At 44.4% G+C, this 25,440-nt stretch carries 26 protein-coding genes, 1 riboswitch and 1 other annotated feature; of the genes, 18 read left to right on the top strand and 8 right to left on the bottom strand.

Annotated elements, in window-relative coordinates:
* From VHA02S_RS08565 to VHA02S_RS08545, 5 genes are read left to right on the top strand one after another with little or no spacing between them, the layout of a single operon-like run.
* Entirely contained in the window at positions 1 to 822 is an 822-nt protein-coding gene (locus VHA02S_RS08565) for a DUF1365 domain-containing protein (protein ID WP_038897434.1), read from the top strand.
* Positions 816 to 2,072: an SAM-dependent methyltransferase gene (locus VHA02S_RS08560; RefSeq protein WP_038897435.1), complete on the top strand. Its 1,257-nt coding sequence runs from the start codon at positions 816 to 818 to the stop codon at positions 2,070 to 2,072. Before VHA02S_RS08565 ends, VHA02S_RS08560 begins: the two co-directional genes overlap by 7 nt.
* 6 nt (positions 2,073 to 2,078) lie before the next feature.
* On the top strand, positions 2,079 to 2,591 hold the full coding sequence (locus tag VHA02S_RS08555) for a DUF2878 domain-containing protein (protein ID WP_038897436.1): 513 nt from the start codon (positions 2,079 to 2,081) through the stop codon (positions 2,589 to 2,591).
* The gene (locus tag VHA02S_RS08550; RefSeq protein WP_017188200.1) at positions 2,551 to 3,144 is read left to right on the top strand and encodes a chalcone isomerase family protein; all 594 of its coding nucleotides are present in this window, start codon (positions 2,551 to 2,553) and stop codon (positions 3,142 to 3,144) included. The genes VHA02S_RS08555 and VHA02S_RS08550 overlap by 41 nt, the downstream gene beginning before the upstream one ends.
* Before the next feature lie 14 nt (positions 3,145 to 3,158).
* Positions 3,159 to 3,677 (top strand): DUF3833 domain-containing protein, encoded by a 519-nt coding sequence (locus tag VHA02S_RS08545; protein WP_005450780.1) that lies wholly within the window; start codon positions 3,159 to 3,161, stop codon positions 3,675 to 3,677.
* Between the two features lie 179 nt (positions 3,678 to 3,856).
* On the opposite strand, the gene purB is transcribed toward VHA02S_RS08545, so the two are convergent.
* The 3 genes from purB to mnmA form a co-directional block, all read right to left on the bottom strand.
* Positions 3,857 to 5,227: an adenylosuccinate lyase gene (purB, locus tag VHA02S_RS08540; protein ID WP_005378198.1), complete on the bottom strand. Its 1,371-nt coding sequence runs from the start codon at positions 5,225 to 5,227 to the stop codon at positions 3,857 to 3,859.
* Between the two features lie 153 nt (positions 5,228 to 5,380).
* Complete coding sequence (gene hflD / locus VHA02S_RS08535) at positions 5,381 to 5,998, bottom strand: high frequency lysogenization protein HflD (protein ID WP_017188199.1); 618 nt, start codon at positions 5,996 to 5,998, stop codon at positions 5,381 to 5,383.
* A 10-nt stretch (positions 5,999 to 6,008) separates the two neighbouring features.
* The gene (gene mnmA / locus VHA02S_RS08530) at positions 6,009 to 7,151 is read right to left on the bottom strand and encodes a tRNA 2-thiouridine(34) synthase MnmA (protein ID WP_005450776.1); all 1,143 of its coding nucleotides are present in this window, start codon (positions 7,149 to 7,151) and stop codon (positions 6,009 to 6,011) included.
* Positions 7,152 to 7,341: 190 nt separating this feature from the next.
* Between mnmA and VHA02S_RS08525 the strand changes: the two genes are divergently transcribed.
* Together VHA02S_RS08525 and VHA02S_RS08520 are read left to right on the top strand one after the other, a co-directional pair.
* On the top strand, positions 7,342 to 7,611 hold the full coding sequence (locus VHA02S_RS08525; protein WP_005450775.1) for a hypothetical protein: 270 nt from the start codon (positions 7,342 to 7,344) through the stop codon (positions 7,609 to 7,611).
* Positions 7,612 to 7,728: 117 nt separating this feature from the next.
* The gene (locus VHA02S_RS08520) at positions 7,729 to 9,033 is read left to right on the top strand and encodes an inosine/guanosine kinase (protein WP_005450773.1); all 1,305 of its coding nucleotides are present in this window, start codon (positions 7,729 to 7,731) and stop codon (positions 9,031 to 9,033) included.
* A gap of 136 nt (positions 9,034 to 9,169) precedes the next feature.
* Here VHA02S_RS08520 and VHA02S_RS08515 read toward each other — a convergent pair whose 3' ends face one another.
* Positions 9,170 to 9,577 (bottom strand): H-NS family histone-like protein, encoded by a 408-nt coding sequence (locus VHA02S_RS08515; RefSeq protein WP_005450770.1) that lies wholly within the window; start codon positions 9,575 to 9,577, stop codon positions 9,170 to 9,172.
* A 600-nt stretch (positions 9,578 to 10,177) separates the two neighbouring features.
* Positions 10,178 to 10,359, top strand: a riboswitch (Lysine riboswitch).
* 109 nt (positions 10,360 to 10,468) lie between these two features.
* On the opposite strand from VHA02S_RS08515, the gene tet(35) reads away from it, so the two are divergent.
* From tet(35) to hisIE, 9 genes are all read left to right on the top strand, one after another.
* Complete coding sequence (gene tet(35), locus VHA02S_RS08510; RefSeq protein ID WP_038897437.1) at positions 10,469 to 12,070, top strand: tetracycline efflux Na+/H+ antiporter family transporter Tet(35); 1,602 nt, start codon at positions 10,469 to 10,471, stop codon at positions 12,068 to 12,070.
* Positions 12,071 to 12,249: 179 nt separating this feature from the next.
* Positions 12,250 to 12,388, top strand: a sequence feature (His leader region).
* Between the two features lie 53 nt (positions 12,389 to 12,441).
* On the top strand, positions 12,442 to 13,338 hold the full coding sequence (hisG, locus tag VHA02S_RS08505; protein ID WP_005450765.1) for an ATP phosphoribosyltransferase: 897 nt from the start codon (positions 12,442 to 12,444) through the stop codon (positions 13,336 to 13,338).
* Positions 13,339 to 13,343: 5 nt separating this feature from the next.
* Positions 13,344 to 14,636 carry a histidinol dehydrogenase gene (gene hisD / locus VHA02S_RS08500; protein ID WP_017819524.1) on the top strand — a complete coding sequence of 431 codons (1,293 nt, stop codon included), beginning with the start codon at positions 13,344 to 13,346 and terminating at the stop codon, positions 14,634 to 14,636.
* Positions 14,637 to 14,648: 12 nt separating this feature from the next.
* A complete protein-coding gene (hisC, locus tag VHA02S_RS08495) occupies positions 14,649 to 15,689 on the top strand; it encodes a histidinol-phosphate transaminase (RefSeq protein ID WP_038897438.1) in 1,041 nt (346 codons plus the stop codon).
* A 71-nt stretch (positions 15,690 to 15,760) separates the two neighbouring features.
* A complete protein-coding gene (gene hisB, locus VHA02S_RS08490) occupies positions 15,761 to 16,834 on the top strand; it encodes a bifunctional histidinol-phosphatase/imidazoleglycerol-phosphate dehydratase HisB (protein ID WP_017188197.1) in 1,074 nt (357 codons plus the stop codon).
* Positions 16,835 to 16,860: 26 nt separating this feature from the next.
* The gene (hisH, locus tag VHA02S_RS08485; protein ID WP_038897439.1) at positions 16,861 to 17,475 is read left to right on the top strand and encodes an imidazole glycerol phosphate synthase subunit HisH; all 615 of its coding nucleotides are present in this window, start codon (positions 16,861 to 16,863) and stop codon (positions 17,473 to 17,475) included.
* A 12-nt stretch (positions 17,476 to 17,487) separates the two neighbouring features.
* Positions 17,488 to 18,225, top strand: a complete 738-nt coding sequence (gene hisA, locus VHA02S_RS08480; protein WP_005390889.1) for a 1-(5-phosphoribosyl)-5-[(5-phosphoribosylamino)methylideneamino]imidazole-4-carboxamide isomerase — start codon at positions 17,488 to 17,490, stop codon at positions 18,223 to 18,225.
* Positions 18,207 to 18,980 (top strand): imidazole glycerol phosphate synthase subunit HisF, encoded by a 774-nt coding sequence (gene hisF, locus VHA02S_RS08475; protein ID WP_038897440.1) that lies wholly within the window; start codon positions 18,207 to 18,209, stop codon positions 18,978 to 18,980. The genes hisA and hisF overlap by 19 nt, the downstream gene beginning before the upstream one ends.
* Positions 18,977 to 19,612, top strand: a complete 636-nt coding sequence (gene hisIE, locus VHA02S_RS08470; protein WP_005450749.1) for a bifunctional phosphoribosyl-AMP cyclohydrolase/phosphoribosyl-ATP diphosphatase HisIE — start codon at positions 18,977 to 18,979, stop codon at positions 19,610 to 19,612. Before hisF ends, hisIE begins: the two co-directional genes overlap by 4 nt.
* Before the next feature lie 280 nt (positions 19,613 to 19,892).
* Here hisIE and VHA02S_RS08465 read toward each other — a convergent pair whose 3' ends face one another.
* From VHA02S_RS08465 to VHA02S_RS08450, 4 genes are all read right to left on the bottom strand, one after another.
* Entirely contained in the window at positions 19,893 to 20,408 is a 516-nt protein-coding gene (locus tag VHA02S_RS08465) for a YchJ family protein (protein WP_038897442.1), read from the bottom strand.
* Positions 20,409 to 20,545: 137 nt separating this feature from the next.
* The gene (locus VHA02S_RS08460; protein ID WP_009698175.1) at positions 20,546 to 21,760 is read right to left on the bottom strand and encodes an EAL and HDOD domain-containing protein; all 1,215 of its coding nucleotides are present in this window, start codon (positions 21,758 to 21,760) and stop codon (positions 20,546 to 20,548) included.
* Positions 21,761 to 21,859: 99 nt separating this feature from the next.
* The gene (lpxH, locus tag VHA02S_RS08455) at positions 21,860 to 22,597 is read right to left on the bottom strand and encodes a UDP-2,3-diacylglucosamine diphosphatase (protein ID WP_026138395.1); all 738 of its coding nucleotides are present in this window, start codon (positions 22,595 to 22,597) and stop codon (positions 21,860 to 21,862) included.
* 60 nt (positions 22,598 to 22,657) lie between these two features.
* Positions 22,658 to 23,152: a peptidylprolyl isomerase gene (locus VHA02S_RS08450; protein WP_005437228.1), complete on the bottom strand. Its 495-nt coding sequence runs from the start codon at positions 23,150 to 23,152 to the stop codon at positions 22,658 to 22,660.
* A gap of 204 nt (positions 23,153 to 23,356) precedes the next feature.
* Here VHA02S_RS08450 and cysS point away from each other — a divergent pair, with 204 nt between their 5' ends.
* Together cysS and VHA02S_RS08440 are read left to right on the top strand one after the other, a co-directional pair.
* Positions 23,357 to 24,739, top strand: coding sequence for a cysteine--tRNA ligase (gene cysS, locus VHA02S_RS08445; RefSeq protein ID WP_005437232.1), 1,383 nt, complete (start codon positions 23,357 to 23,359; stop codon positions 24,737 to 24,739).
* A gap of 84 nt (positions 24,740 to 24,823) precedes the next feature.
* Positions 24,824 to 25,402, top strand: coding sequence for a thymidine kinase (locus VHA02S_RS08440; protein WP_005450744.1), 579 nt, complete (start codon positions 24,824 to 24,826; stop codon positions 25,400 to 25,402).
* Positions 25,403 to 25,440 lie beyond the last annotated feature (38 nt).

Raw genomic sequence — 25,440 nt, 5'->3', positions numbered from 1 at the left:
ATGGATAGTCAGATGAACAGCAGATTATTTATAGGCAACGTCCGTCACCGTCGCTTTACGCCTATAAAGCATGAGTTGAATTACTCGCTATTTATGCCAGCCATCGACGTGGACGAGCTCGAAGCGTTAGAGAAAAAAGTATGGGGCTTTGGTTCGCGATGGTGGCATTGGGCACGTTTTAAGCGCAGTGATTATATCGGTGGTAAAGGGTGCGTAAAATCTGCGGTTCAAGACAAACTGGAAGCGCTAGCTGGTGTTCGTTTGACCGGTAAAGTGATAGCGGTTTGTCACTTACGTTATCTAGGGCTCTATTTCAGTCCGGTCAATTTCTACTACGTTTATAACAAAGAAGGGGAATGGAAGTACCTTCTAGCAGAGGTGAGCAACACACCTTGGAATGAACGTCATTATTATGCGGTAGCAGCGGACGAGCAAAATGAAGAGTTTGGGTGGGAGCAGAACAAAGCATTTCATGTTTCTCCTTTCAACCCAATCGACCAACTGTACCGATGGAAAATCAAACCTTTAACAGACAAGCTGAATATTCATTTGGAATGCCATAAAGGCGAAAAACATTTTGATGCGACTATGGCTATGAAAGCCAAGCCCTTTTCAAGTAATGCCTTGTTGAAATGCTTGATCGTTACGCCGATTCAAACGGTAAAAGTAATGGTTGGTATTTATTGGCACGCACTGAAATTGTGGATTAAAGGCGCACCTTTTTACTCACATCCAAAATACGCTCAATCCAGTAAGGGCGAAGCAAACCATGTGGGTGAAGACAAGAAAAATAATAAGCATAAGGAGAACTCTGCATGTTAAATACAACTTCTATCGCAATGCCGCGTGAATTAACAACAACGCAAAAAGCGGCCCGTGGAGTTCTTTTCCAGTGTCTGCAAAAGATGGAGATTGGATGCTTAACGGTCATTGAGAGCTTCAAGACAGAAACGACTGAGCGTAGCGAACGTTTTTCGACGCCCAATGGTGAGCATAACGGAGAACCCGTTGCTGCAACTATTGAAGTTAAGCATCCGGGGTTCTACTCCCGAATTCTACAGGGCGGCAGTATCGCTGCGGGTGAAGCCTATATGGATGGGTGGTGGGATAGTCCAGATCTGACAGCATTGATGAAGCTAATGGCGCTTAACATGCGAGCGCTGGATAAGCTTGAAGAGCAGGGCAGCTGGATAACGAGGCTGTTATATAAGGTGAGCCATTGGACAAATCGCAACTCGCAAGAAAATTCGCGCAAAAACATTCACGCTCATTACGATTTAGGCAACAATTTGTATGAAGCATTTCTTGATACGAATATGCTGTACTCGTCGGCCCTGTACAACCAAGTGGATGACTCATTAGAGCAGGCGCAAATCAATAAGATGGAACGCCTGTGTCAACAACTTGAGCTCAAACCTAGCGACCATGTCATTGAAATTGGTACCGGTTGGGGCGCAATGGCGATTTATATGGCTGAGCAGTATGGCTGTCGAGTGACCACGACAACCATTTCTGAAGAACAGTATGCCTACGCTGAACAGAAGATAAATGAGCGTGGTTTGACCGACAAAATCACCTTGCTTAAAGAAGATTACCGAAACTTAACGGGGTCTTATGACAAGCTTGTTTCTATTGAGATGATAGAAGCCGTGGGTAAGCAATTTTTACCTTCTTATATCAAGAAGTGTGAGTCCCTGCTAAAGCCGGGTGGTTTGATGGCTATCCAAGCGATTACTATTGCCGATCAGCGTTACGATTACTACAGCAACAATGTCGACTTCATTCAGAAGTACATTTTCCCCGGCGGCTTTTTACCTTCGGTAACGTCACTCACCCAAGCAACAACTAAACACAGTGACTTGGTGACGCGAGACTTGTTTGATATTGGGTTGGATTACGCCAAGACGCTTAACGAATGGCACCACCGCTTTAATCAATCAGAGCATGACGTGCGTGCGTTTGGTTACGATGATCGCTTTGTACGTATGTGGCGATACTATCTAAGTTACTGTGAAGGTGGGTTTCTAGCTCGCACGATCAGTGCGGTTCATATGACGTTTCAGCGCCCGTAGTTCGTCATGAAAGTGTTTTTAGCGTCAACTTGGTTCCAACTATGCTGGTTTTTAGCTGTGCTTGGAACCTATCAGTGGCAGTCGCTGACCTTAATACTTACATTGCTGACCATAGTACATTGTTGGAGAGTGGAGCCCTCCGCTCTCAAACGTATCGCAATGGTTGTCTTTGTGGGTTTGGTGCTAGACACACTCAATAAGCAATTTTCTGTCTTTATATTTCCGACCACGTGGTTACCCTTATGGCTTACATGTTTGTGGGTTCTGTTCTCTTGGTACGCTTATCAACTTAAGTCAATTTTGTACCGTTTCCCCAAAATTTACGTATCAATAGTAGGTGGTCTCGGAGGCACAGCCAGCTACTTTGCCGGTTGTAAGCTTGAGGCTGTCGAGTTTGGTTTCAGCGTTGGCGCGACACTAGCGATTTTGTTCGTTGAATGGTGTTTGATGATGCTATTGATACTCAAGGTGTACGGAAATGAAAAGTTGGAAGATAAATTGGAAACGGAAACTGACTAGCAGTGTAATAGTCGCCTCCCTATTCTGTGCGGTGCCTTTGCAAGCGCAAAGTGTGACGAGTACAAACGGAGTAACAAATAGCGATTGGCAGCAATGGCAAACTGTCGGCGAAGCGCAGCTCACTTGGTTCGTGTTTGATATCTATAAATCTCGCTTAAAAGCGCCTGAGGGCATATATATGGTGTCCGGTGATATTTCTCCCCATCCATTTGCTCTCGAGATTAACTATCAGCGCGATATCAGTAGAGACCAGCTACTTGATGTGACCGACGAACAATGGCAAAAGCTGGGTTTTACTCAGGCTTATCGCCAGCAGTGGATTTCTGAATTGAACACTATGTTTCCTGACATCAAGAAAGGCGATGAGCTTACCTACCTTACCGATGGTAAAAATGGTCAACTGATTTATCGTCAAGCAGGCAGTAAACCTTACCAGACGGTTGGTTATGTGAATGATGAGCGCCTCAATGATGCCTTTCTTTCAATTTGGTTATCACCACAGACGGAATTCCCAAAACTTCGTAAACAACTGATCGGGCAGGTGAGGCAGTGAAAATAATAAAACGAATGATCAAAACATCGGTTGTCGCTGCTGCAACGTTACTCGGCGCATGTTCAGCTGACATAGATAATTACCAGGCGTCCTCACCGGCTTTTGATTTATTTGGCTACTTTGAAGGCGATGTCAAAGCGTGGGGGATGGTTCAAGATTACACCGAGAAGCAAACTCGCCGCTTTGAAGTCGATATTGTTGGAACGGTTGAAGGCAATGAGTTGACGCTGGTGGAAGACTTTGTCTTTGACGATGGTGAACTTGACCAGCGAATCTGGGTCATTACCAAACTAGCAGACGGTACTTATCAGGGGAAAGCGGATGATATTATTGGTGTCGCTACGGGCAAAGAGGTAGGAAACGCTCTGCAATGGCAGTACGATTTTGAGCTAAAAATGGATGATTCAACTATCACGGTTTCATTTGATGACTGGCTCTACCGCCAAGACGAAATGCACGTGTTTAATCTCACTAAGATCAAGAAGTTTGGGATCGAAGTAGGGACGATTACTCTGTTTTTTCAGAGGCAATAAAATTGCTGGTAATGCTGGTCTTCGAGATTCGAGATTCGAGATTCGAGAACGCTTCGCTTCATTAATAGAGCCTTATCCATTATTCCGAATCACTGCGCTGCATAGGTTGCAGTTCGTTCCCCCTAAAATAAAGAAAGGGTTGACGCTTTCACGTCAACCCTCTTTATTATTCGATTCTCTTACAGCTTGTCTGTCAACTCAATTGCTTGACCGATGTAGTTCGCTGGTGTCATCTCTTTAAGTCGCGCTTTCTCGTGCTCAGGAAGCTCAAGACCGTCGATGAAGTTACGCATTGCTTCACCATCTACACGCTTACCACGAGTCAGTTCTTTTAGTTTCTCGTAAGGCTTCTCGATGCCGTAACGACGCATTACTGTTTGTACTGGTTCTGCCAGTACTTCCCAGTTCTTGTCTAGTTCAGCAAGAAGTGCTTCGCGGTTTACTTCTAGCTTGCTGATGCCTTTAAGCGTAGAAGTGTAAGCGATAATTGCGTAGCCAACACCAACACCAAGGTTACGTAGAACTGTTGAGTCAGTTAGGTCACGTTGCCAACGAGAGATAGGTAGTTTCTGTGCTAGGTGACCGAATACAGCGTTCGCAAGACCTAGGTTACCTTCTGAGTTTTCAAAGTCGATTGGGTTAACTTTGTGAGGCATTGTTGAAGAACCAATCTCACCAGCAATGGTTTTTTGCTTGAAGTGACCTAGTGCGATGTAACCCCAAACGTCACGGTCGAAGTCAATCAGGATAGTGTTGAAACGAGCGATAGCGTCGAACAGTTCAGCGATGTAATCGTGCGGTTCGATCTGAGTTGTGTAAGGGTTCCAAGTTACGCCTAGAGACTCTGTGATGAACTCTTCAGAGAACTTGTGCCAATCTAGCTCTGGGTAAGCAGAAAGGTGTGCGTTGTAGTTACCTACTGCACCGTTGATTTTCGCTAGGATCTCAACGTTTTCGATTTGCTTGAATTGACGCTCCATACGGTACGCCACGTTTGCCATTTCTTTACCCATTGTTGATGGAGAAGCTGGCTGACCGTGTGTACGCGATAGAAGAGGAATGTCGCGGTATTCCACTGCTAGCGCTTTGATAGCGTCGATTAGGTTACGGATTTCTGGAAGAATCACGTTCTCACGCGCTTCTTTAAGCATAAGAGCGTGTGAAGTGTTGTTGATGTCTTCAGAAGTACATGCAAAGTGGAAGAACTCGTTTACTGCGTGCAGTTCAGGAACGTCTGCTACTTTCTCTTTTAGGAAGTACTCAACCGCTTTAACGTCGTGGTTAGTTGTACGCTCGATCTCTTTGATTCGGCGTGCATCTTCTTCAGAGAAGTTTGCAGCAAGGTCGTCTAGGAATTGGTTTGCTTCTGCGCTAAACGCTGGCACTTCTGCAATTTCAGCAGTAGCAGCAAGCTTTTGTAGCCAGCGGATTTCAACGATAGTACGGTACTTTAGTAGACCGTATTCACTGAAAATTTCGCGTAACGCAATTGTCTTGCTTCCGTAACGGCCGTCTACTGGTGAAACAGCAGTCAATGCTGACAGTTCCATGATGTTCTCCTGAATTGGGTTTCTAAATTTCGTGAGCTTTATACCAATAACTGTGGCAATTGTCACGAATATTGCGCAAACGTTTGCGCGAGATTTGTTTTGATCGAAAAAAATGAGCTCGCGATAAACGCGAGCTGCTTACTTGATACCTTATTACATTCGAGCAAGAAGGATTTGTGCTTGCTCTACCATCTTCTTGCGTCCGAAGATCAGGTGGCGACGTTTACCGCCAACTTGACGCCAGAGTACTGCGCTACGAATACCCGATAACAACAACGCACGAACTTTGTGCTGGTTAGCGGTTTGTTGCAGTACAGATGGAGTACCAGTTACTTGAATACGAGGACCAATAGGGCTGACTACATCCAAGTAAATGCTCGCTAGGTTGCTGATCATTTGATCATCTAGCAATTCAAAATGTTCCGTTTGACGCTGAGCCATTTGAATGCGGTCACCAAGTTGTGACATTGCATCGTTACGACCCGATAGCTTGCGCTCTAATGCCATTAGGCTGATGATGTAGCGAGTGACTTCACTTCCAGATGGGGTGCTATCAATCCCTTTCACCAAGCATTCAAGACCCAGCTTAAGGTCGGCTTCGTGACCGAAAACACCGATGGTGTTGGCTGGGCTAGTATTCAAAATGGCGTTAATTGACGTTTCAAAGGCATCTTGATCACAATGTCCGTCTCTCGCTACCTGTTGAACCAAAGCAACAGCTTGGCAGATACCTGCAAAAGCGATAGTACGGTCATAAAGTGTATTCGCCACGTAACGACTCCTAAGCTTGAGAATATTTAATGCGTTGCTCGATGATGCCGCCACCAAGGCACACGTCATCTTTATAGAACACGGCTGATTGACCTGGCGTTACAGCAATTTGTGGCTCGTCAAAGATCACTTTAATGTTTTCATCATCGATAGGGATGATTGTACAAGGAATATCTTCCTGACGGTAACGAGTTTTCACTGTGCACTTCATAACATCGCGAATTGGCTCACGATCTACCCAGTGAAGTTGTGATGCAAGTAGACCTTCTGATTTCAGCATTGGGTGGTCTTTACCTTGAACCGCAATCAAAACGTTACGTTCTAGATCTTTCTCACCAACAAACCATGGGTCTTCGTTACCGCCACCGCCTTTACGACCACCGATATGAAGACCTTTGCGTTGACCTAATGTGTGGTACATCAAACCTTGATGCTGACCGATCACTTCGCCTTCTGGCGTTTCGATATTACCCGGTTGAGCAGGAAGGTAACGACCTAGGAATTCCGTAAACTTACGTTCACCGATGAAACAGATACCGGTAGAATCTTTCTTCTTCGCTGTGATCAGGTCTTGCTCTTCTGCGATACGGCGCACTTCTGGCTTCTCTAAATCACCAACAGGGAATAGGCTACGTGCAATCTGCTCGTGGCTTAATGTGTATAGGAAGTAGCTCTGGTCTTTGTTGCCATCTAGACCACGTAGCATTTGTGGTTTTTCCTGTTCTTCCCCAGGTAAAGCGTCTTCTGGGAAAGAGCGGCGTACGTAGTGACCCATTGCGATGTAATCTGCATCAAGCACTTCATCCGCAAATTCTAGAAATGCTTTGAATTTGATTTCTTTGTTACAAAGAATGTCTGGGTTTGGTGTACGACCTGCTTTGTATTCCGCAAGGAAGTATTCAAATACATTATCCCAGTATTCAGCAGCAAAGTTGATAGTGTGTAGGTGGATGCCTAGCTTGTCACATACTGCCTGCGCATCAGCAAGATCTTCTGCTGCTGTACAATATTCTTCGTTGTCATCTTCTTCCCAGTTCTTCATGAACAGGCCTTCTACTTGGTAGCCTTGTTGCTTTAGAAGATACGCAGAAACAGATGAATCAACGCCGCCGGACATACCGACGATGACTTTCTTTTGGCTGTTATCAGACATTACTAAACACCACTAAAATTAACGGGACGCAGATTCTACCAGAATCCACTGACCGGTGACAGATCCGAGATCGAAATCACACTTCGATTTTGGCTTAAATTTATCCAAATGCGAACGTGAGTATTAAATTCGATAAGTATAGAAGGGTTATATATGGCATAGTTGGCAAAAATCCAAGAGGAAAAATCAAATGACTGAAGAAAACCAATTTATGCAAGAAGCTGAGTTGATTGAAATTGTTGAAAATCAACTTGAAGATGGTAATCCACTTAAGGTGAAAGAAACGCTGATGCGTCTAATGATGACAGGCACACCACGTGAAGATGCGGTGGCGATGATGGCGTGTGCTATGTCTATTGAGATTTTTGACGTAATGAAGAACGGTGGGGAGTTCGACCTTAAGCGTTACAGTGAACACCTCGAACAACTGCCAGATCTTGGTTTCATGGAAGGCGAATAGGGCGATTGAAAGAAAAAAGCGGACTGCAAACGTTTGCTATAATTGCCTTTATTGCTGCTTTAATGACGGCGGTATAGAATCCGTTCTCCTTTTCATCCCCTTACTCAGACTAACAATATGAAATTTCCTGGACAACGCAAATCGAAGCACTATTTTCCTGTTCATGCTCGTGACCCATTGGTGAGCCAAGCACAAGAAAGCAAAAAGATGACGCGCACTCACATCATCGGCATTGACCAAACGCTGGTTGATATTGAAGCGAAAGTTACAACGGATGTGATTGAAAAGTACGGTTTGAGTAAAGGACACTCGTTGGTAATTGATGACGCGACTGCAGAAGCGCTATACCAACAGCTAAAAGAAGAATGCTTAATTACCAATGAGTATGCTGGTGGCACAATTGGTAACACGCTACACAACTATTCTGTGTTAGCGGATGACCGTTCAACGCTTTTGGGTGTAATGAGTCAGGACATCAAAATTGGTAGCTACGGTTACCGCTACCTATGTAACACTTCTAGCCGTATGGACCTGAACTACCTACAAGGTGTTGAAGGTGCCATCGGTCGCTGTTTCGCTCTGATTACAGAAGATGGTGAACGTACTTTCGCAATCAGTGAAGGTCAAATGAACCAACTTCACCCAGACAACATCCCTGAGAAAATCTTCAAGAGCGCGTCTGCGTTAGTACTGACTGCTTACCTAGTTCGTTGTAAAGAAGGCGACCCAATGCCGGAAGCAACGATGCGTGCAATTGAATACGCGAAGAAACATGATGTTCCTGTGGTACTAACACTAGGAACTAAATTTGTTATTCAAGATGACCCAACATTCTGGCAAGAATTTATTCGTGACAATGTATCCGTTGTTGCAATGAATGAAGACGAAGCGGAAGCGCTAACGGGCGAATCTGATCCGCTAGCGGCGTCGGATAAGACGCTTGAGTGGGCTGACCTTGTGTTATGTACAGCAGGTCCTGTTGGTCTATTTATGGCGGGTTATACAGAAGAAAGCGCGAAGCGTGAAACGTCGTTGCCGCTGCTTCCTGGTTCTATTGCCGAATTCAACCGTTTTGAATTTAGCCGACCTGCAAAGAAAGACTCATGTGAAAATGCAATCAAAGTATATTCACATATCTCCCCATACATGGGTGGCCCAGAAAAAATTAAAAATACTAATGGCGCAGGTGATGCAGCATTGTCAGCAGTACTTCACGATATGGCTGCAAATAAATACCACAAAGAAAATGTGCCTAACTCTAGCAAGCACAGCAATGAGTATTTAACTTACTCTTCGTTCTCTCAAGTTTGTAAATACGCAAACCGCGCGAGTTACGAAGTGTTAGTGCAGCATTCACCACGTCTTTCTCGTGGTCTTCCTGAGCGCGAAGATAGTTTAGAAGAAGCATACTGGGAACGTTAATAGATTCTGTTGAATTAACCAACTTCTCACATACGCAAAAAATGGCGCATTCAAAATGCGCCATTTTTGTATCTATTTACAGAAAAATAAAAAAGGCTCCCATAGGGAACCTTTTTAAAATTTCATAAATCTATTCTTAGATTAGGAAATCATCTAGAGATTTACCTGCATCTAGTTGCTCTTGGATTGCAGAAGGTGTACGACCTTGACCTGTCCAAGTTTTCTCTTCACCGCTTACGTCAGTGTATTTGTATTTAGCAGGGCGAGGAGCACGTTTAGTTTTTGCTTTAGTTTTTGTTTCACCAGCAAGTGCACTAATTAGCGCTTCAACATCGATACCGTCTTGAGCGATTTGCTCAGCGATAGCAGCCAGTTTAGCTTCTTGCTCAGCTTGTGCTGCGCGGTCTGCTTCTTCTGCTTCTTGACGCTCTTGAACAACGATAGTTAGTTTATCTAGAGCTTCTTCCAATTGTTCTAGAGTCAGCTCACGAGAAAATGCACGAAGGCTACGGATATTTAGAAGTGTTTTAGTCAGCTCTGACATGACGATTCCTATTAATAGGTTAAAAGATTCTACATCGCTTATCGATAAGATAAATTAAATGTGAATCTAGAAATAAACATAGAGTCCTTATATTTAACTTTATCTTTCTGATATGTGCAAATGCTAATTCATGATTTAGATTAAATTTCTTTAGTTTTTTCGGGTTCTAACAATATTAATTAATCAATTTGAAATTTAATTAGCCACTTCAGACAATTTTTACTTAATAGATACGGTCTTTTTCTCGATCGCTATCATGTTTATTTATAGCTTGAATTAAATTTCCCTTTTTCTGACAGAAAAGGATTAGATGGCAAATGCTATCACTGTCATATTTCATTCATTTATTGTTGCACGTAAAACTATGGCGTATTTAATAGTAGTAATAAAGTTTCATAATGGACAAGGTTGAAGTGATTGCAGTTGCGCAATGTATGATTTGGTCACATTTCATTTATAAATCGAAATCGCGATTATTTATTCATTTAATTTAGTTTGATGTGTTGCAATGGGAGGCTTCATAGGTACAATGACAACCACCTGATGCAATATTGCAGATAAATTGTTGTTAATTTGTACGATTAACGGTTAGTTGTTTGTTATTGCCGTAGAGGTGCAGTCTCGAAGAGTAGCTATTATTGGGGTGATGCCAATGAATAATAGTGGAAGGCGAAGATTGCCGAAGTAAGTGGGGCTATCGAAACCACTTGCTGGGGTTGTCTCTGAAAGGAACAACACTGCCATAGTATATTTACATTAAACTATGGAGCGCTACTGTAGGGTTGGGTGAAGTGTTCGCTTCCCTGTCGCTAAGTTCAACATGAGCACGTACCGTATGCTACGTGACTTGTCTGCAGTAGATCTCTAGCCAAACTTTGGTTTTTGAAGATCATGAATTTAATAGATTTTGCACATTCTCCTGTTTCGTTATTACCGCCTATTGTCGCGCTGACGCTGGCGATTCTAACTCGACGTGTTTTAGTTTCTCTTGGTGTTGGTATCGTGCTGGGTGCGGTACTTCTTAACGATTGGTCTATCGGTAATACGGTAGGTTATGTTAGTTCTCAAGTTTCTTCTGTCTTTATTGAAGACGGTGGTATCAATACTTGGAACATGAGTATTGTTGGCTTCCTTATTCTTTTAGGTATGACAACAGCGTTGTTAACACTTTCTGGTGGTACTCGTGCTTTCGCTGAATGGGCGCAAACACGCGTAAAAAGTAAACGTGGCTCTAAACTTCTTGCAGCTTTCCTTGGCGTATTCATTTTTGTCGACGATTACTTTAACAGTCTTGCTGTTGGTGCGATCTCTCGTCCAGTAACTGACCGCTTTTACGTCTCTCGCGCTAAGCTAGCGTACATCTTAGACTCCACAGCAGCACCTATGTGTGTGATCATGCCAGCATCAAGCTGGGGTGCATACATCATTACTATTATCGGTGGTATCTTGGTGTCACATGGCATCACAGAATATTCTGCACTAGGCGCTTATGTTCGCCTTATCCCAATGAACTTCTACGCTGTATTTGCTCTGCTAATGGTATTCGCAGTGGCGTGGTTTGGTTTGGATATTGGTAAGATGCGTGATCACGAAATCGCGGCGTCTCAAGGCCGTGGTTTCGATAAAGATAAAGAAAATGATACTCAAGAAGCGCATGAGCTAAATGAAGAGCTAGATATCCGTGAAAGTGAGAAGGGTAAGGTTTCTGACCTAGTTCTTCCAATCGTTACGCTTATTGTGGCAACGATTGCTTCAATGCTTTACACCGGTGGTCAAGCACTAGCAGCAGATGGCAAAGAATTTGCTTTGTTAGGTGCGTTTGAGAATACTGATGTTGGTACTTCTCTAATTTACGGTAGCTTACTTGGTCTTGCTGTCGCGCTATTTACGGTGCTGAAGCAAGGTTTACCAATGGTTGAGATTGCACGTACGCTTTGGATTGGTGCTAAATCAATGTTTGGTGCAATCCTAATCCTAGTGTTTGCTTGGACTATCGGTTCTGTTATCGGTGACATGAAGACAGGTTCTTACCTATCTACAATGGCACAAGGCAACATCAACCCACACTGGCTGCCAGTTATCCTATTCTTGCTGTCTGGTCTAATGGCGTTCTCGACAGGTACTTCATGGGGTACGTTCGGTATCATGCTACCAATCGCGGGCGATATGGCGGGCGCAACAGATGTAGCGCTTATGCTACCAATGCTAAGTGCGGTTCTTGCTGGTGCGGTATTCGGTGACCACTGTTCTCCAATCTCAGATACGACTATCTTGTCATCGACTGGTGCACGTTGTAACCATATCGATCACGTATCAACTCAGTTACCTTATGCATTATCAGTCGCGCTTGTTTCATGCGTGGGCTTTATTGCTCTTGGTATGACGGCTTCAATTGCGTTCTCTTTCATCGCAGCATCGATTACATTCGTTATCGTTTGTGCGATTTTGTCATGGCTTTCAAAGTCAAAAATGGCATCTTGTCAGAGTGCATAAGTTGTTGAATTAAATGTTAAAATAACAGGGGGCTTCGGCCTCCTTTTTTATTTGTATTATACAATTCGTATTTTTTTAAAATTAAAGGTTGAAAAAAGTTAGCAGCTTAGTTAGTGTGGTTGTTAACGAAGCAACACAATCGAGCCTTAAATAAGTATGCGTAATTTTGTAATGAACATTCATCATCACCATCACCCAGTCTAGTCTTTCGGGAGATGCACGCATACCCGGGAGATAAGAAACTCCCGGAGGTGAAAATCAAAGTGAAAACAGATTTCAAACCCTCGGGAGACCAACATCTCTCGAGGGTTTTTTAGTTTTACTGGTTTATAAAATATTTTAATTACCGAATCTGGCACAGGGATAAAGCAATGCAAACACAACGCTTAAGAATTGCAATTCAGAAAAAAGGTCGTCTAAGCAAAGAGAGCCAAGCTCTACTTAAAAAATGTGGCGTGAAGTTCAATGTAATGGGTGAGCGCTTAGTTGTTCATTCTGAAAATATGCCAATTGATTTGCTTTTGGTTCGTGACGACGATATTCCAGGTCTAATTATGGATGGCGTGGTTGACTTGGGCTTTATTGGTGAAAACGAATTAGAAGAAGTTCGTCTTGATCGCAAAGCACTGGGTGAACCGTCTGAATTTGTTCAACTTCGTCGACTTGATTTTGGTGGTTGCCGTTTATCTATCGCGATTGATAAAGACGAAGAGTACAACGGTCCTCAAGACTTAGCTGGAAAACGTATCGCTACAACTTACCCGCAACTGTTAAAAGCTTATATGGATGAAGCGGGTGTTCCATTCTCAACATGTATGTTGACAGGCTCAGTAGAAGTTGCTCCTCGCGCTGGTCTTGCTGATGCCATCGCTGACTTGGTCTCTACAGGTGCAACACTGGAAGCGAACGGTCTTAAAGAAGCTGAAATTATCTTCAAATCAAAAGCGACACTGATTCAACGTACTGGCGAATTCGATGCAGACAAAGTGGCGCTAATCGAAAAACTTCTTACCCGAATGCAAGGCGTACAGCAAGCGAAAGAGTCTAAGTACATCATGTTACACGCACCTGCAGAGAAGCTAGACCAAATCAAAGCTCTACTTCCTGGTGCTGAAGACCCAACGGTATTACCTCTATCTGCAGACAAGCAAAAAGTTGCGGTTCACTTGGTAAGTACTGAAAACCTGTTCTGGGAAACCATGGAACAGCTAAAAGAACTGGGTGCCAGCTCAATTCTAGTACTACCAATTGAAAAAATGATGGAGTAATCGCAATGAGAACAGTCGTATGGCAATCGCTAAGTGAAACGCAGCAAGACTCAATCCTAGAACGTCCTGCAATTACAGAAGGTGCGAATATCACTGCCGCGGTTTCTGAAGTAATCACAAAAGTTCGCAAAGAAGGTGATGCTGCATTATTGGAGCTGACTGAGAAGTTTGACCGCGTGCAGCCGGAATCTATCCGTGTATCAGCTCAAGAAATCGATGAGGCATCAGCGCGTCTTTCTGAAAAAATGAAGAACGCACTGGAACAAGCGTATGAAAACATTGCTAAGTTTCACAAAGCGCAGAAGCCGCAGCCAATCAAAGTAGAAACTCAACCGGGTGTAGTCTGTGAACAGGTAACGCGCCCAATTCAAAAAGTGGGTTTGTACATTCCCGGTGGCAGTGCGCCATTGCCATCGACTGTTTTGATGCTTGGGGTTCCTGCAAAAATTGCAGGCTGTCGTAAAGTGGTGCTTTGTTCTCCACCCCCAATTGCTGACGAGATCCTTTATGTAGCAAAACTGTGTGGCATTGATGAAGTGTACAATGTCGGCGGTGGTCAAGCCGTCGCAGCAATGGCTTACGGAACAGAAACCGTATCTAAAGTTGATAAGATCTTTGGTCCAGGTAACGCTTACGTGACAGAAGCAAAACGTCAGGTAAGTAATGATTTCCGTGGTGCAGCGATTGATATGCCAGCAGGTCCATCAGAAGTGCTAGTGATTGCTGATGAAACGGCAGACCCAGATTTCATTGCAGCGGATTTGTTAAGCCAAGCAGAGCACGGTCCTGACTCTCAAGTGGTTCTTGTGACTCCTTCTCCTGTGCTTGCAGATCAAGTGACGGATGCTGTTCAACGTCAGCTTAAAGAGTTGTCTCGTGCGGACATTGCCGAGCAAGCATTAGCTTCAAGTTTGATTATTATTGCTGAGTCTCTGACTCAATCGGTTTCAATCTCAAATTACTACGGTCCTGAGCACTTAATTGTTCAGACTAAGAACCCACGCGAGCTTCTGCCTCTATTAGACAACGCAGGTTCTATTTTCCTTGGTGATTGGTCGCCTGAATCAGCAGGTGACTACGCATCGGGTACTAACCACGTTCTTCCTACTTACGGTTACACACGTACTTATTCAAGCTTAGGCTTGGCGGACTTCTCTAAGCGTATGACGATTCAAGAGCTATCTGCTGATGGCCTAAAGAACCTTGCCCCTACAGTAGTCACTATGGCTGAAGCAGAAGGCTTAGATGCACACAAACGTGCGGTGACTATCCGTGTAGAAAAATTGGCAGCGAAGTAAGAGGATATTGAGATGGAAAAGCTAGCGCGTAAACAAGTCCAAAAACTTACCCCTTATTTATCGGCTCGCCGAATTGGCGGTACTGGTGATGTATGGCTAAATGCCAACGAATCACCATTTAACAATGAATACAAAACAGACTTTGCTCGTCTTAATCGTTACAGCGAATGCCAACCGAAAGAACTGATTTCCGCTTACGCGGCGTATGTGGGTGTGAAACCAGAACAAACGCTGACTTCTCGCGGTGCAGATGAAGGCATTGAGCTACTGATTCGTGCTTTCTGTGAGCCGGGTGAAGATGCGATTCTTTACTGTCCACCGACTTACGGTATGTACGCTATCAGTGCCGAAACCATCGGTGTTGAGCGCAAAACCGTACCACTGACGTCAGATTGGCAACTAGACCTTGCAGGCATCGAAGCCAATCTGGATAACGTGAAACTGGTTTTCGTATGTTCGCCAAACAACCCAACAGGTAACTTGGTTAAGCGTGAAGACATTGTGTCTCTGCTTGAGATGACAAAAGACCGAGCAATCGTTGTAATGGATGAAGCGTACATTGATTTTTGTCCAGAAGCGTCAACGGTAGATTTGCTGGCGCAATATCCGAACCTAGCAATTCTGCGTACTCTGTCGAAAGCTTTCGCGCTTGCTGGTCTGCGTTGTGGATTTACGCTTGCGAACGAAGAGTTGATTAATGTACTTCTTAAAGTTATCGCACCATATCCAGTACCGGTTCCAGTGGCAGAAATTGCTACTCAAGCGCTGTCTGAAGCAGGTCTAGCGCGAGCGAAGTTTCAAGTTCTCGACCTGAATGCAAACCGAGCTTACTTACAAGTTGGTTTGTCAATGATTCCGGGATTGGAAGTCTTTGAAGGATGGGGGAATTACCTATTGGTGAAGTTCCCAGATGGCGATGATCTTTTCAAAGCCGCTTGGGATACGGGCATTATTTTACGTAACTCACCAATCGAGAACTGTGTACGTATCAGCGTGGGTAACCGCGACGAGTGCGAAAAAACACTCGGATTTATCAGAAACTACTACTCATAAGTAGAAAAAGTATTTATCGCTCTCGCTCAATAGCGGGAGCGCCAAAAAGATATAGCAATAAGGAAGTTCGAGTGAGCAAACAACAAAAAATCCTTTTTATCGACCGTGATGGCACCTTAATTGTTGAGCCGCCGGTTGATTTTCAAGTAGACCGTTTAGATAAGCTTAAACTAGAGCCATTTGTTATCCCAAGCCTGTTGTCGTTGCAGGATGCCGGATACCGCCTAGTGATGGTAACGAACCAAGATGGTCTAGGTACCGACAGCTACCCACAAGAAGATTTCGACGCACCACACAACATGATGATGGAGATCTTTGAGTCTCAAGGTGTGAAGTTTGATGACGTGCTGATTTGTCCTCACTTTGATGAAGATAACTGCTCTTGCCGTAAGCCTAAATTGGGCTTGGTAAAAGAGTATCTACAAGGTGGCAAAGTTGATTTTCAAAACTCTGTTGTGATTGGTGATCGTCAAACCGATCTTCAACTTGCAGAAAACATGGCAATTCGTGGTATTCAATACAACCCAGAAACTATGGATTGGAAACAGATCCTGAAAGACCTCACGGTGAAAGCTCGTATTGCTGAAGTGATTCGTACCACGAAAGAAACGGACATCAAAGTTGCGGTTAATCTTGATGAACAAGGCGGTAATGACATCTCAACGGGTCTTGGTTTCTTCGACCACATGTTGGATCAAATTGCGACGCACGGTGGATTCCAAATGGTGTGCAAAGTGGAAGGAGACCTTCACATTGATGATCACCACACAGTAGAAGATACCGCTCTTGCCTTGGGTCAGGCGTTGAAAGAAGCGCTGGGTGACAAGCGTGGTATTGGTCGTTTTGGTTTCAGCCTGCCAATGGATGAGTGTTTAGCACAATGTGCGCTAGACCTATCAGGTCGTCCCTACCTTAAGTTCGACGCGCAGTTTAGCCGTGAGCAAGTGGGTGATCTTTCAACAGAGATGGTGGTTCACTTCTTCCGTTCTCTGACTGACACCCTAGCGTGTACGCTGCACCTGTCTTCTGCGGGCAATAATGACCACCACATCATTGAAAGCTTGTTTAAAGCGTTTGGTCGTACTTTACGTCAAGCAATCAAAGTAGAAGGCACTGAGCTACCAAGTAGTAAAGGCGTGCTTTAAGGCTCACGTTAGCAAGGAGAAAAACAGTGACAGAACAGAAAGTTGTCATTATCGATACTGGCTGTGCCAACGTTTCTTCGGTGAAGTTTGCCATCGAACGCCTAGGTTATGACGTAACTATTTCAAAAGATCCACAAGTTGTATTGGCAGCTGACAAGCTATTTCTACCGGGAGTGGGGACTGCCAGTGAAGCGATGAAGAACCTAGAAGAGCGCGATCTTATCAGTTTGGTAAAACAGGTAGAAAAGCCTTTGCTAGGTATCTGTTTAGGCATGCAACTATTGGGCAAAGTGTCTCAAGAGAAAGGGCAGAAAGCAGATGAGTTGGTTGAGTGTCTTGGACTTTGTGATGGCGAAGTGAAGATGCTACAAACCGGCGATTTACCGCTGCCGCATATGGGGTGGAACACAGTGTCTGCAAAAGCAGGTAACCCACTGTTCAAAGGCATTGAAGAAGGTGAGTACTTCTACTTTGTACACAGCTTTGCAATGCCTGTCGGGGATTACACGATTGCCGAGTGTGAATACGGCAACCCGTTCACAGCAGCAGTACAAAGTGGCAACTACTACGGTGTGCAGTTCCACCCTGAGCGTTCTTCAAAAGCGGGCGCGAAGCTTATTCAAAACTTCTTAGAATTATAAAAGGGATTTAGTGTGATTATTCCAGCTCTTGATTTAATTGAAGGACAGGTGGTTCGCCTTTATCAAGGTGATTACGGTCAAGTTACCGAGTACAAAGTCGACCCAGCAGAGCAGTTTAATTTGTACCACCAAGCAGGTGCTAACTGGCTACACTTAGTGGATTTAACTGGCGCGAAAGACACGACAGCACGTCAACTTGATTTGATTGCAAAGCTATTAGCAAGTACGCCAGCGAACATCCAAATTGGTGGTGGAGTGCGTACAGAGCAGGACGTGATTGATCTGTTAGAAGCCGGTGCGCAGCGCGTTGTAGTTGGCTCTACAGCGGTAAAACAGCCAGAGCTTGTGAAAGGTTGGATGGAAAAATACGGTGCAGAGAAAATCGTTCTCGCGCTAGACATCAACATCGATCAAGACGGCACGCGTAAGGTAGCGATCTCTGGTTGGCAAGAAGACTCAGGCGTGACTATCGAAGCATTGATCAACGATTATCTGACGGTAGGTCTACAGCATGTGCTTTGCACGGACATTTCTCGTGACGGTACGCTAGAAGGTTCAAACGTTGAGCTTTACGTCGACTTATGTAAACAGTACCCGCAAGTGCAGTTCCAATCTTCAGGTGGCATCGGTTCATTAGCGGATATCGAAGCACTAAAAGGCAGCGGTGTTGCTGGCGTGATTGTTGGTCGTGCATTGTTAGATGGTAAGTTCACAGCAGAGGAGGCGTTTGCATGTTGGCAAAGCGAATAATTCCATGTCTTGATGTTCGTGATGGACAAGTGGTGAAGGGCGTCCAGTTTCGCAACCACGAAATTATTGGTGACATCGTTCCTCTGGCGCAGCGTTATGCTGAAGAAGGCGCTGACGAGCTTGTGTTCTACGATATTACCGCTTCAAGTGATGGTCGTGTCGTCGATAAAAGTTGGGTCGCTCGCGTCGCAGAAGTGATTGATATCCCGTTCTGTGTGGCTGGTGGTATTAAATCAGCAGAAGACGCGGCGCGCATTCTTGAGTTTGGTGCAGATAAGGTATCGATTAACTCTCCTGCTTTGGCAAACCCTCAGTTGATTACTGACCTTGCTGATAAGTTTGGTGTGCAATGTATCGTCGTTGGTATCGATTCATACTACGACAAAGAGACGGGCAAGTATCAGGTTTACCAGTTTACTGGTGATGAAGAACGCACCAAAGCGACCCAATGGGAAACGTGTGATTGGGTGCAAGAAGTACAAAAGCGCGGCGCTGGTGAAATCGTGCTGAACATGATGAACCAAGACGGTGTACGTAACGGCTACGACATCGAACAACTGAATATGGTGCGTGAAGTGTGTAACGTGCCATTGATTGCATCGGGTGGTGCAGGTGCCATGGAGCATTTCGCAGAAGCCTACCAAAAAGCAAATGTGGATGGCGCGCTTGCCGCATCGGTATTCCACAAGCAAGTCATCAATATTGGTGAACTAAAGCAGTATTTGAAACAACAAGGCATTGAGGTACGACTATGAGTGTGAAAGCCGCCGAAGTAAGTTCGCTAGCTGAGCGAATCAACTGGGAAAAGGTGGATGGTCTGGTACCTGCCATCGTACAAGATTTCCAATCAAGCCAAGTGCTGATGATGGGTTACATGAACCAAGATGCGTTGGCAAAAACGGGCGAAACAGGTCAAGTGACGTTTTTCTCTCGTACCAAGCAACGTCTTTGGACGAAAGGTGAAACCTCTGGCAACGTATTGCAATTGGTGAACATTCAGCTCGATTGCGACAACGATACGCTACTGGTGAAAGTGAATCCCATTGGTCCTACGTGTCACTTGGGTAACACAACTTGCTGGGATGTGGACCCTCAAGAGGAGTCACAAATGGTGTGGCTTCATCAACTTGAGCAGCTATTGGCTGCCCGCAAGAGTGCCGACCCAGATTCCTCTTATACTGCCAGTCTTTATGCCCGTGGCACCAAGCGTATTTCGCAAAAAGTGGGCGAAGAAGGCGTTGAAGTCGCGCTTGCGGCGACGTCGGGCGATAAGGCGGAGTTAGTGTGTGAATCAGCAGACTTGATTTACCACTTGCTGGTATTGCTTCAAGACCAAGGCTTATCGATGAATGATGTGGTGAATAAACTGAAAGAGCGTCATAAATAAGCCTGCTATAGATAAATGAAAGCCCCTATGACTCGGGAGTCTAGGGGCTTTTTTAATTTAGTGTTCTTGGTTCGGGGTAAACCTCGGCGACAGTGCGAGTGGCGATTGGATTCTGAATCACGCTCGTCCCTCGTTGTTCAGAATGACGGTATATTTTCTAATGGTGCTTGCAGTAGAGTTATCTACTTCAAACAGGTACATATATTCACGTCATTTCGACAAGCCTAAGCGATGTCAAGAATCCAATTAAATCGAGTTTAATAAGCTAGGTATGGATGCTTTACCCACAACACTTCTTAAATTTCTTACCACTTCCACAGATACACGGGTCATTGCGACCTACTTTTAGGCTAATTACTGGCTGGCTTAAACGTGGATCTTGTTCTGGTTCTTCTTCTGGCTCTTCTTCAGGAAATGTGCCGTCAATGTAGTACCAAAGCCCGTCTTCTTTTACAAAGCGAGAACGCTCAGTCATGCAGTAGCGTTTGCCGTCTTCATTAAAGTACGCATTGAACTCAACAAAACCTTCATTCTTGTTGCTACCCGCTTCAGTTTTGACTACTTCAAGCTTGCACCAATCGCTATCGATGGACTGGGCAATGCCTTCACGTTGTTCTTCTGCGTTACAGCTTGGGTGATATGTTTTTACCACGTAATCCACTAGACCCAACACATGTGCACTATAGCGAGAACGCATCAACTGCTCTGGAGTGATGACGTCAGCATGGTTATTGTGGGCGATTTCACAACACTGTGAGTAGGTGCGGTTAGACCCGCAAGGACAAGAAGAAGCCATAAAATGAAATCTCGATTAATTAAGCGGTAAAACAAACAACCTTTTACACCCAACTTATTCTCGCTGAACGTAGCATCGCGAGGTTACTTGGGCATATCAGTGAGGCTGGAGGTATTCTTTTGGGGCATTATAGCGATTTAGGGCGTTTGAGACAGCAGTTCTTGGGCCCACGCAGTGGATTGACTGAACGCCTTCGCTAATTGTGGTTCATTCAGTTTGAGCGCGTTACAGTACTTTTCCGTCGTTTCCCAATCGGCTTTCTCGTAAGCAATGATCATTGAAAGTAGGTAGCCTAATACACCTTTTCGACTGGTGAGTGCTTGTTTGATTTCCTCATCGACTGGAATGTCGCTGATTACATCGGATAGTGGCTGATCGAGTAGTGAGTCCAGCAGTGAAAACATACCTGTCAGGAATGCTTGGCCCGGATCATACTTGGTTTTCATCTGGCTCAACAAAATCTCACACATACGTGCGCGTTGAATCGCTAACGAATAGAGAGAGTCCGGTTTATCCTCGTGCACAGAGGCAATCGCCACAAGAGAAATAAAGCGTCTTAAGCGCTCTTCACCAAGGTAAACCAGAGCTTGACGGAAAGACTTAATCTTAGTTGTGAGCGTGTAACCTGAGTTTACGTAAGTCAACAGCTTATAAGACAAAGTCACATCAATAGAAAACAGACGTTCTACCTCATTGAAATCGATAGGTTTATCTGCAATTTCTTTGCACAGTTGTATAACCGTCAAAAACGCTGGGTTGAGGCGTTTCTTCTGAATCATCTCTGGCTTACTGAAAAAGTATCCTTGGAAGTAGTTAAAACCAGCATCCATCGCTTGCTCAAACTCTTCATAGGTTTCGACTTTTTCTGCTAAGAAGTCGATACCAAAATGTCCGAGAGAACGAATATAGATTGCAGCTTTGTCTATAGGCACCAAACGGATATCAAACTTAATGATAGCGACGTATGGTAAGAAGCGCTTCCAAGCCTTGGTCGGAACGAAGTCATCTAATGCGACACGATAACCAGATGCGTGCAGATGTTTAATCGCATGAAGTAGCTCATCTGTCGGTTCGCAATCTTCCAGCACCTCTACAACTAACGACTCATTAGGAAATAGAGTAGGAACTAGGTTGACTAAGCTTTGGTATGGAAAATTAACAAAGCCAAGTTTATCACCTAGTGTGCTGTAGTGAGTCGTCAAGAAGTGATCAGATAAAAGTCGGCTAGTCGCCATCTCTGGTTCTACTTCTGGAAAGGTGTTTTTCGGACCGTCACGAAAGAGAAGCTCGTACCCAATGGTACGCTTTTCTCTGTCTAGTATCGGTTGACGAGCTACGTATGAATACTTCAATGCGGTACTTTGTTCTGTTTAACTTAGTATTACGATGATAGCGATTTTTTGTAAAATTTCTATGCTTTACGCGTCAATCTTCTACACGCTCGACAAGCTTTACTTCAATTCTGTGTCAAACGGTCGTGTTTGTAAGTCAAAACCGTCAGAATTTACTTGTAAAACTGAGCCTTGGGTATACCAATCACCTAAAACGATGCGGGTGTTTTTAGCACCATTAAGTTCAAAAAAATGTGTATTTGGACGATGTGTATGACCGTGAATCATCAAGTTGACGCAGTTTTGAGACATAACACGTTCAACTTCGCCTTGGTTTACATCCATGATATCGAGAGACTTGGTTTTTTTATCATCTCGAATGTCTGATTGAACCTTGGTGACAATTCTTTTCTTAACGAACCAAGGAATTCGATTAAACAACCATTGAAGCCATGGTTTATGAACGGTTTTACGAAACTCTTGGTATTTCACATCATCAATGCAAAGTGTATCGCCATGTAAGATAACGGCTTTTTGACCATAGAGGTCAATCGTACAAACGTCGTCGAGCAACGTCATACCGGTTTCTTTGCAAAAGCGTTTACCTAGGAGGAAGTCTCGGTTGCCTTGGATGAAGAAAACAGGGACACCAGAATCCGTCAGCGCTTTAAATTCAGCGCGGATCTGGTCTGCGAAAGGGGTGTCATCATCGTCACCAATCCAAAACTCGAACAAATCACCGAGCACATACAAAGTATCTGCATGGATCGCCTCTGTACGCATGAACGTGACAAAGCACTCCGTGATGTCCGGACGTGATGGGGTAAGATGAAGATCAGATATAAATAATGTCGTCATAGAAATAAGGGGAGGCGAAGCCTCCCCACAAACTTATCTCTTGGTGGCAATTCTAAAGAATTACTCTTCGATTGTAGTACCAGTGATCATTACATCTTCTAGAGGTACGTCTTGGTGCATGCCGTAAGAACCAGTGCTAACGCCTTTGATCTTGTTTACGATGTCCATGCCTTCGATTACTTCACCGAATACACAGTAACCCCAACCATCTAGGCTTTCGCTACGGAAATCTAGGAACGTGTTGTTGTTTACGTTGATGAAGAACTGAGAGCTTGCTGAATGCGGCTCCATAGTACGAGCCATAGCAAGTGTACCCACTTTGTTGCTAAGACCGTTGTTTGCTTCGTTTTTGATAGGTGCACGTGTAGCTTTTTCACGTAGACCAGACTCCATACCACCACCTTGGATCATGAAGCCGTCAATAACACGGTGGAAAAGAGTGTTGTCATAGAAACCGTCGCGGCAGTACTGAAGGAAGTTTGCGCTTGTTTCTGGCGCTTTCTCTTCGTTTAGTTGAATCTTGATGTCACCAAAATTAGTGTGAAGGGTGATCATGCTACTTTCCTTTACTGTGTTGTATTGAAACTGCGATTCTAGCCTAAGTTATTACGCTTTAAAAACTCAGGAAGAACAAATTCATAGTTTTGTGCTTGAAGTTTAGCCGATTATCGTTTTATCGGTTAATTGCTATTACCTAATAAGGTCTGAGTTGTTATACTCGGCGTTCTTGTTATTCATTCACAATCATAGATAGAGATCATGTTAAAGATATATAACACACTCACAAGACAGAAAGAGGAATTCAAACCAATTACAGCCGGCAAAGTTGGCATGTATGTCTGTGGAGTTACCATCTACGATCTCTGTCATATTGGTCACGGTCGTACTTTCGTTTCTTTTGATGTTGTTTCTCGTTACCTACGTTACCTTGGTTACGATCTAACGTTTGTACGCAACATCACTGATATCGACGACAAAATCATCAAACGCGCGGCAGAAAACGGCGAGTCTTGTGATTCACTTACTGAACGTTTGATCGGTGAAATGCACGCTGACTTTGATGCACTAAACATGAAACGTCCTGACGTTGAGCCTCGTGCGACTCAGTTCATTGCTGAAATCATCGAATTGGTTGAAAAGCTAATCGAGCGTGGTTTTGCTTACGTTGCAGACAACGGCGACGTAATGTTCGAAGTGGGCAAGTTCAACGAATACGGAAAACTGTCTAAGCAAGATCTTGACCAGCTTCAAGCTGGTGCTCGTGTCGATATCGAAACAGCAAAACGTAGCCCGCTAGACTTCGTACTTTGGAAGATGTCTAAACCGGGAGAGCCAACATGGGAATCACCATGGGGTCCAGGTCGTCCAGGTTGGCACATTGAGTGTTCTGCTATGAACTCGTCAATCCTAGGCAACCACTTCGACATTCACGGCGGCGGTTCTGATCTTCAGTTCCCACACCACGAGAACGAAATCGCGCAATCATGCTGTGCACATGACACTCAGTACGTGAACACATGGATGCACAGCGGCATGGTAATGGTAGACCGTGAGAAGATGTCAAAGTCTCTAGGTAACTTCTTTACTATCCGCGATGTTCTAGGTCACTACGATGCTGAGACCGTTCGTTACTTCCTAATGTCTGGTCACTACCGTAGCCAGCTAAACTACAGCGAAGATAACCTAAACCAAGCACGCGCGTCTCTTGAGCGTCTATACACATCTCTACGTGGTCTGGATCTAAATGCTGCGCCAGCGGGTGGTGAAGAATACGTAACTCGCTTTACAGCAGCGATGAACGATGACTTCAACACACCAGAAGCTTACTCAGTACTGTTTGACATGGCGCGTGAAGTAAACCGTCTGAAGACAGAAAACCTAGAGAAAGCGAGCGAGCTAGGTGCGCTAATGCGTGAACTGGCTGACGTGATCGGTATTCTTCACCAAGATCCAGAAGCATTCTTAAAAGGTGATGCAGGCGACGACGATGAAGTTGCTGAAATCGAAGCACTAATTAAGCTACGTAACGATTCTCGTGCAGCAAAAGATTGGGCTAACGCAGATATGGCTCGTGACAAGCTGACGGAAATGGGCATTGTTCTGGAAGATGGTCCAGAAGGCACAACGTGGCGACGTAAGTAATTGAATCTTTTAAAAGGGCTGATGATTCAGCCCTTTTCTTTACAAGCTTTTATAAATTCTAAACTTTAACGAAGGTAGTGCTCTGTGGCTCAGATGTATTTCTATTACTCGGCAATGAACGCGGGTAAATCGACAACTCTTCTTCAATCTTCATTTAACTACCAAGAACGTGGCATGACGCCTGTGATTTTCACAGCAGCGTTAGATGATCGCTACGGCGTAGGTAAAGTGAGCTCTCGTATTGGTTTGCAATCAGACGCGCATTTGTTCCGTCCAGATACCAACCTTTACCAAGAGATCGCGGCACTGCATGAAGTTGAAAAACGTCACTGTATCCTAATTGATGAGTGTCAGTTTTTGTCGAAAGAACAGGTTTACCAACTAACAGAAGTGGTTGATAAGCTGCATATTCCTGTACTCTGCTATGGTCTTCGTACCGATTTTCTAGGCGAACTTTTTGAAGGCAGCAAGTACTTGCTATCTTGGGCAGACAAGTTGGTGGAACTCAAAACGATTTGTCACTGTGGTCGCAAGGCAAACATGGTTATCCGTACTGATGAGCACGGTGTTGCAATCAAAGAAGGTGATCAAGTCGCAATCGGTGGTAACGATCGTTACGTATCCGTTTGTCGCCAGCATTATAAAGAAGCACTTGGTAAGTAAGCCAGTCTAGATAAGAGTTAGATAAGAAAAAGCCACCG

Origin of the sequence: Vibrio harveyi NBRC 15634 = ATCC 14126 = KCTC 12724 (assembly GCF_001591145.1) — a bacterium.
Lineage (GTDB): Bacteria > Pseudomonadota > Gammaproteobacteria > Enterobacterales > Vibrionaceae > Vibrio > Vibrio harveyi.
The sequence above is the reverse complement of the archived record's forward strand: the minus strand, read 5'-3'. Positions and strand labels throughout refer to the sequence as shown.

Coding starts and splice junctions, on each gene's coding strand:
- cysS (WP_005437232.1), top strand. CDS start 23,357: ATGTTAAAGATATATAACACACTCACAAGACAGAAAGAGGAATTCAAA.
- hisC (WP_038897438.1), top strand. CDS start 14,649: ATGGAAAAGCTAGCGCGTAAACAAGTCCAAAAACTTACCCCTTATTTA.
- VHA02S_RS08555 (WP_038897436.1), top strand. CDS start 2,079: ATGAAAGTGTTTTTAGCGTCAACTTGGTTCCAACTATGCTGGTTTTTA.
- VHA02S_RS08545 (WP_005450780.1), top strand. CDS start 3,159: ATGATCAAAACATCGGTTGTCGCTGCTGCAACGTTACTCGGCGCATGT.
- hisIE (WP_005450749.1), top strand. CDS start 18,977: ATGAGTGTGAAAGCCGCCGAAGTAAGTTCGCTAGCTGAGCGAATCAAC.
- VHA02S_RS08520 (WP_005450773.1), top strand. CDS start 7,729: ATGAAATTTCCTGGACAACGCAAATCGAAGCACTATTTTCCTGTTCAT.
- VHA02S_RS08565 (WP_038897434.1), top strand. CDS start 1: ATGGATAGTCAGATGAACAGCAGATTATTTATAGGCAACGTCCGTCAC.
- hisF (WP_038897440.1), top strand. CDS start 18,207: ATGTTGGCAAAGCGAATAATTCCATGTCTTGATGTTCGTGATGGACAA.
- lpxH (WP_026138395.1), bottom strand. CDS start 22,597: ATGACGACATTATTTATATCTGATCTTCATCTTACCCCATCACGTCCG.
- hisG (WP_005450765.1), top strand. CDS start 12,442: ATGCAAACACAACGCTTAAGAATTGCAATTCAGAAAAAAGGTCGTCTA.
- VHA02S_RS08465 (WP_038897442.1), bottom strand. CDS start 20,408: ATGGCTTCTTCTTGTCCTTGCGGGTCTAACCGCACCTACTCACAGTGT.
- purB (WP_005378198.1), bottom strand. CDS start 5,227: ATGGAACTGTCAGCATTGACTGCTGTTTCACCAGTAGACGGCCGTTAC.
- VHA02S_RS08525 (WP_005450775.1), top strand. CDS start 7,342: ATGACTGAAGAAAACCAATTTATGCAAGAAGCTGAGTTGATTGAAATT.
- VHA02S_RS08550 (WP_017188200.1), top strand. CDS start 2,551: ATGAAAAGTTGGAAGATAAATTGGAAACGGAAACTGACTAGCAGTGTA.
- mnmA (WP_005450776.1), bottom strand. CDS start 7,151: ATGTCTGATAACAGCCAAAAGAAAGTCATCGTCGGTATGTCCGGCGGC.
- hisD (WP_017819524.1), top strand. CDS start 13,344: ATGAGAACAGTCGTATGGCAATCGCTAAGTGAAACGCAGCAAGACTCA.
- VHA02S_RS08515 (WP_005450770.1), bottom strand. CDS start 9,577: ATGTCAGAGCTGACTAAAACACTTCTAAATATCCGTAGCCTTCGTGCA.
- VHA02S_RS08450 (WP_005437228.1), bottom strand. CDS start 23,152: ATGATCACCCTTCACACTAATTTTGGTGACATCAAGATTCAACTAAAC.
- VHA02S_RS08560 (WP_038897435.1), top strand. CDS start 816: ATGTTAAATACAACTTCTATCGCAATGCCGCGTGAATTAACAACAACG.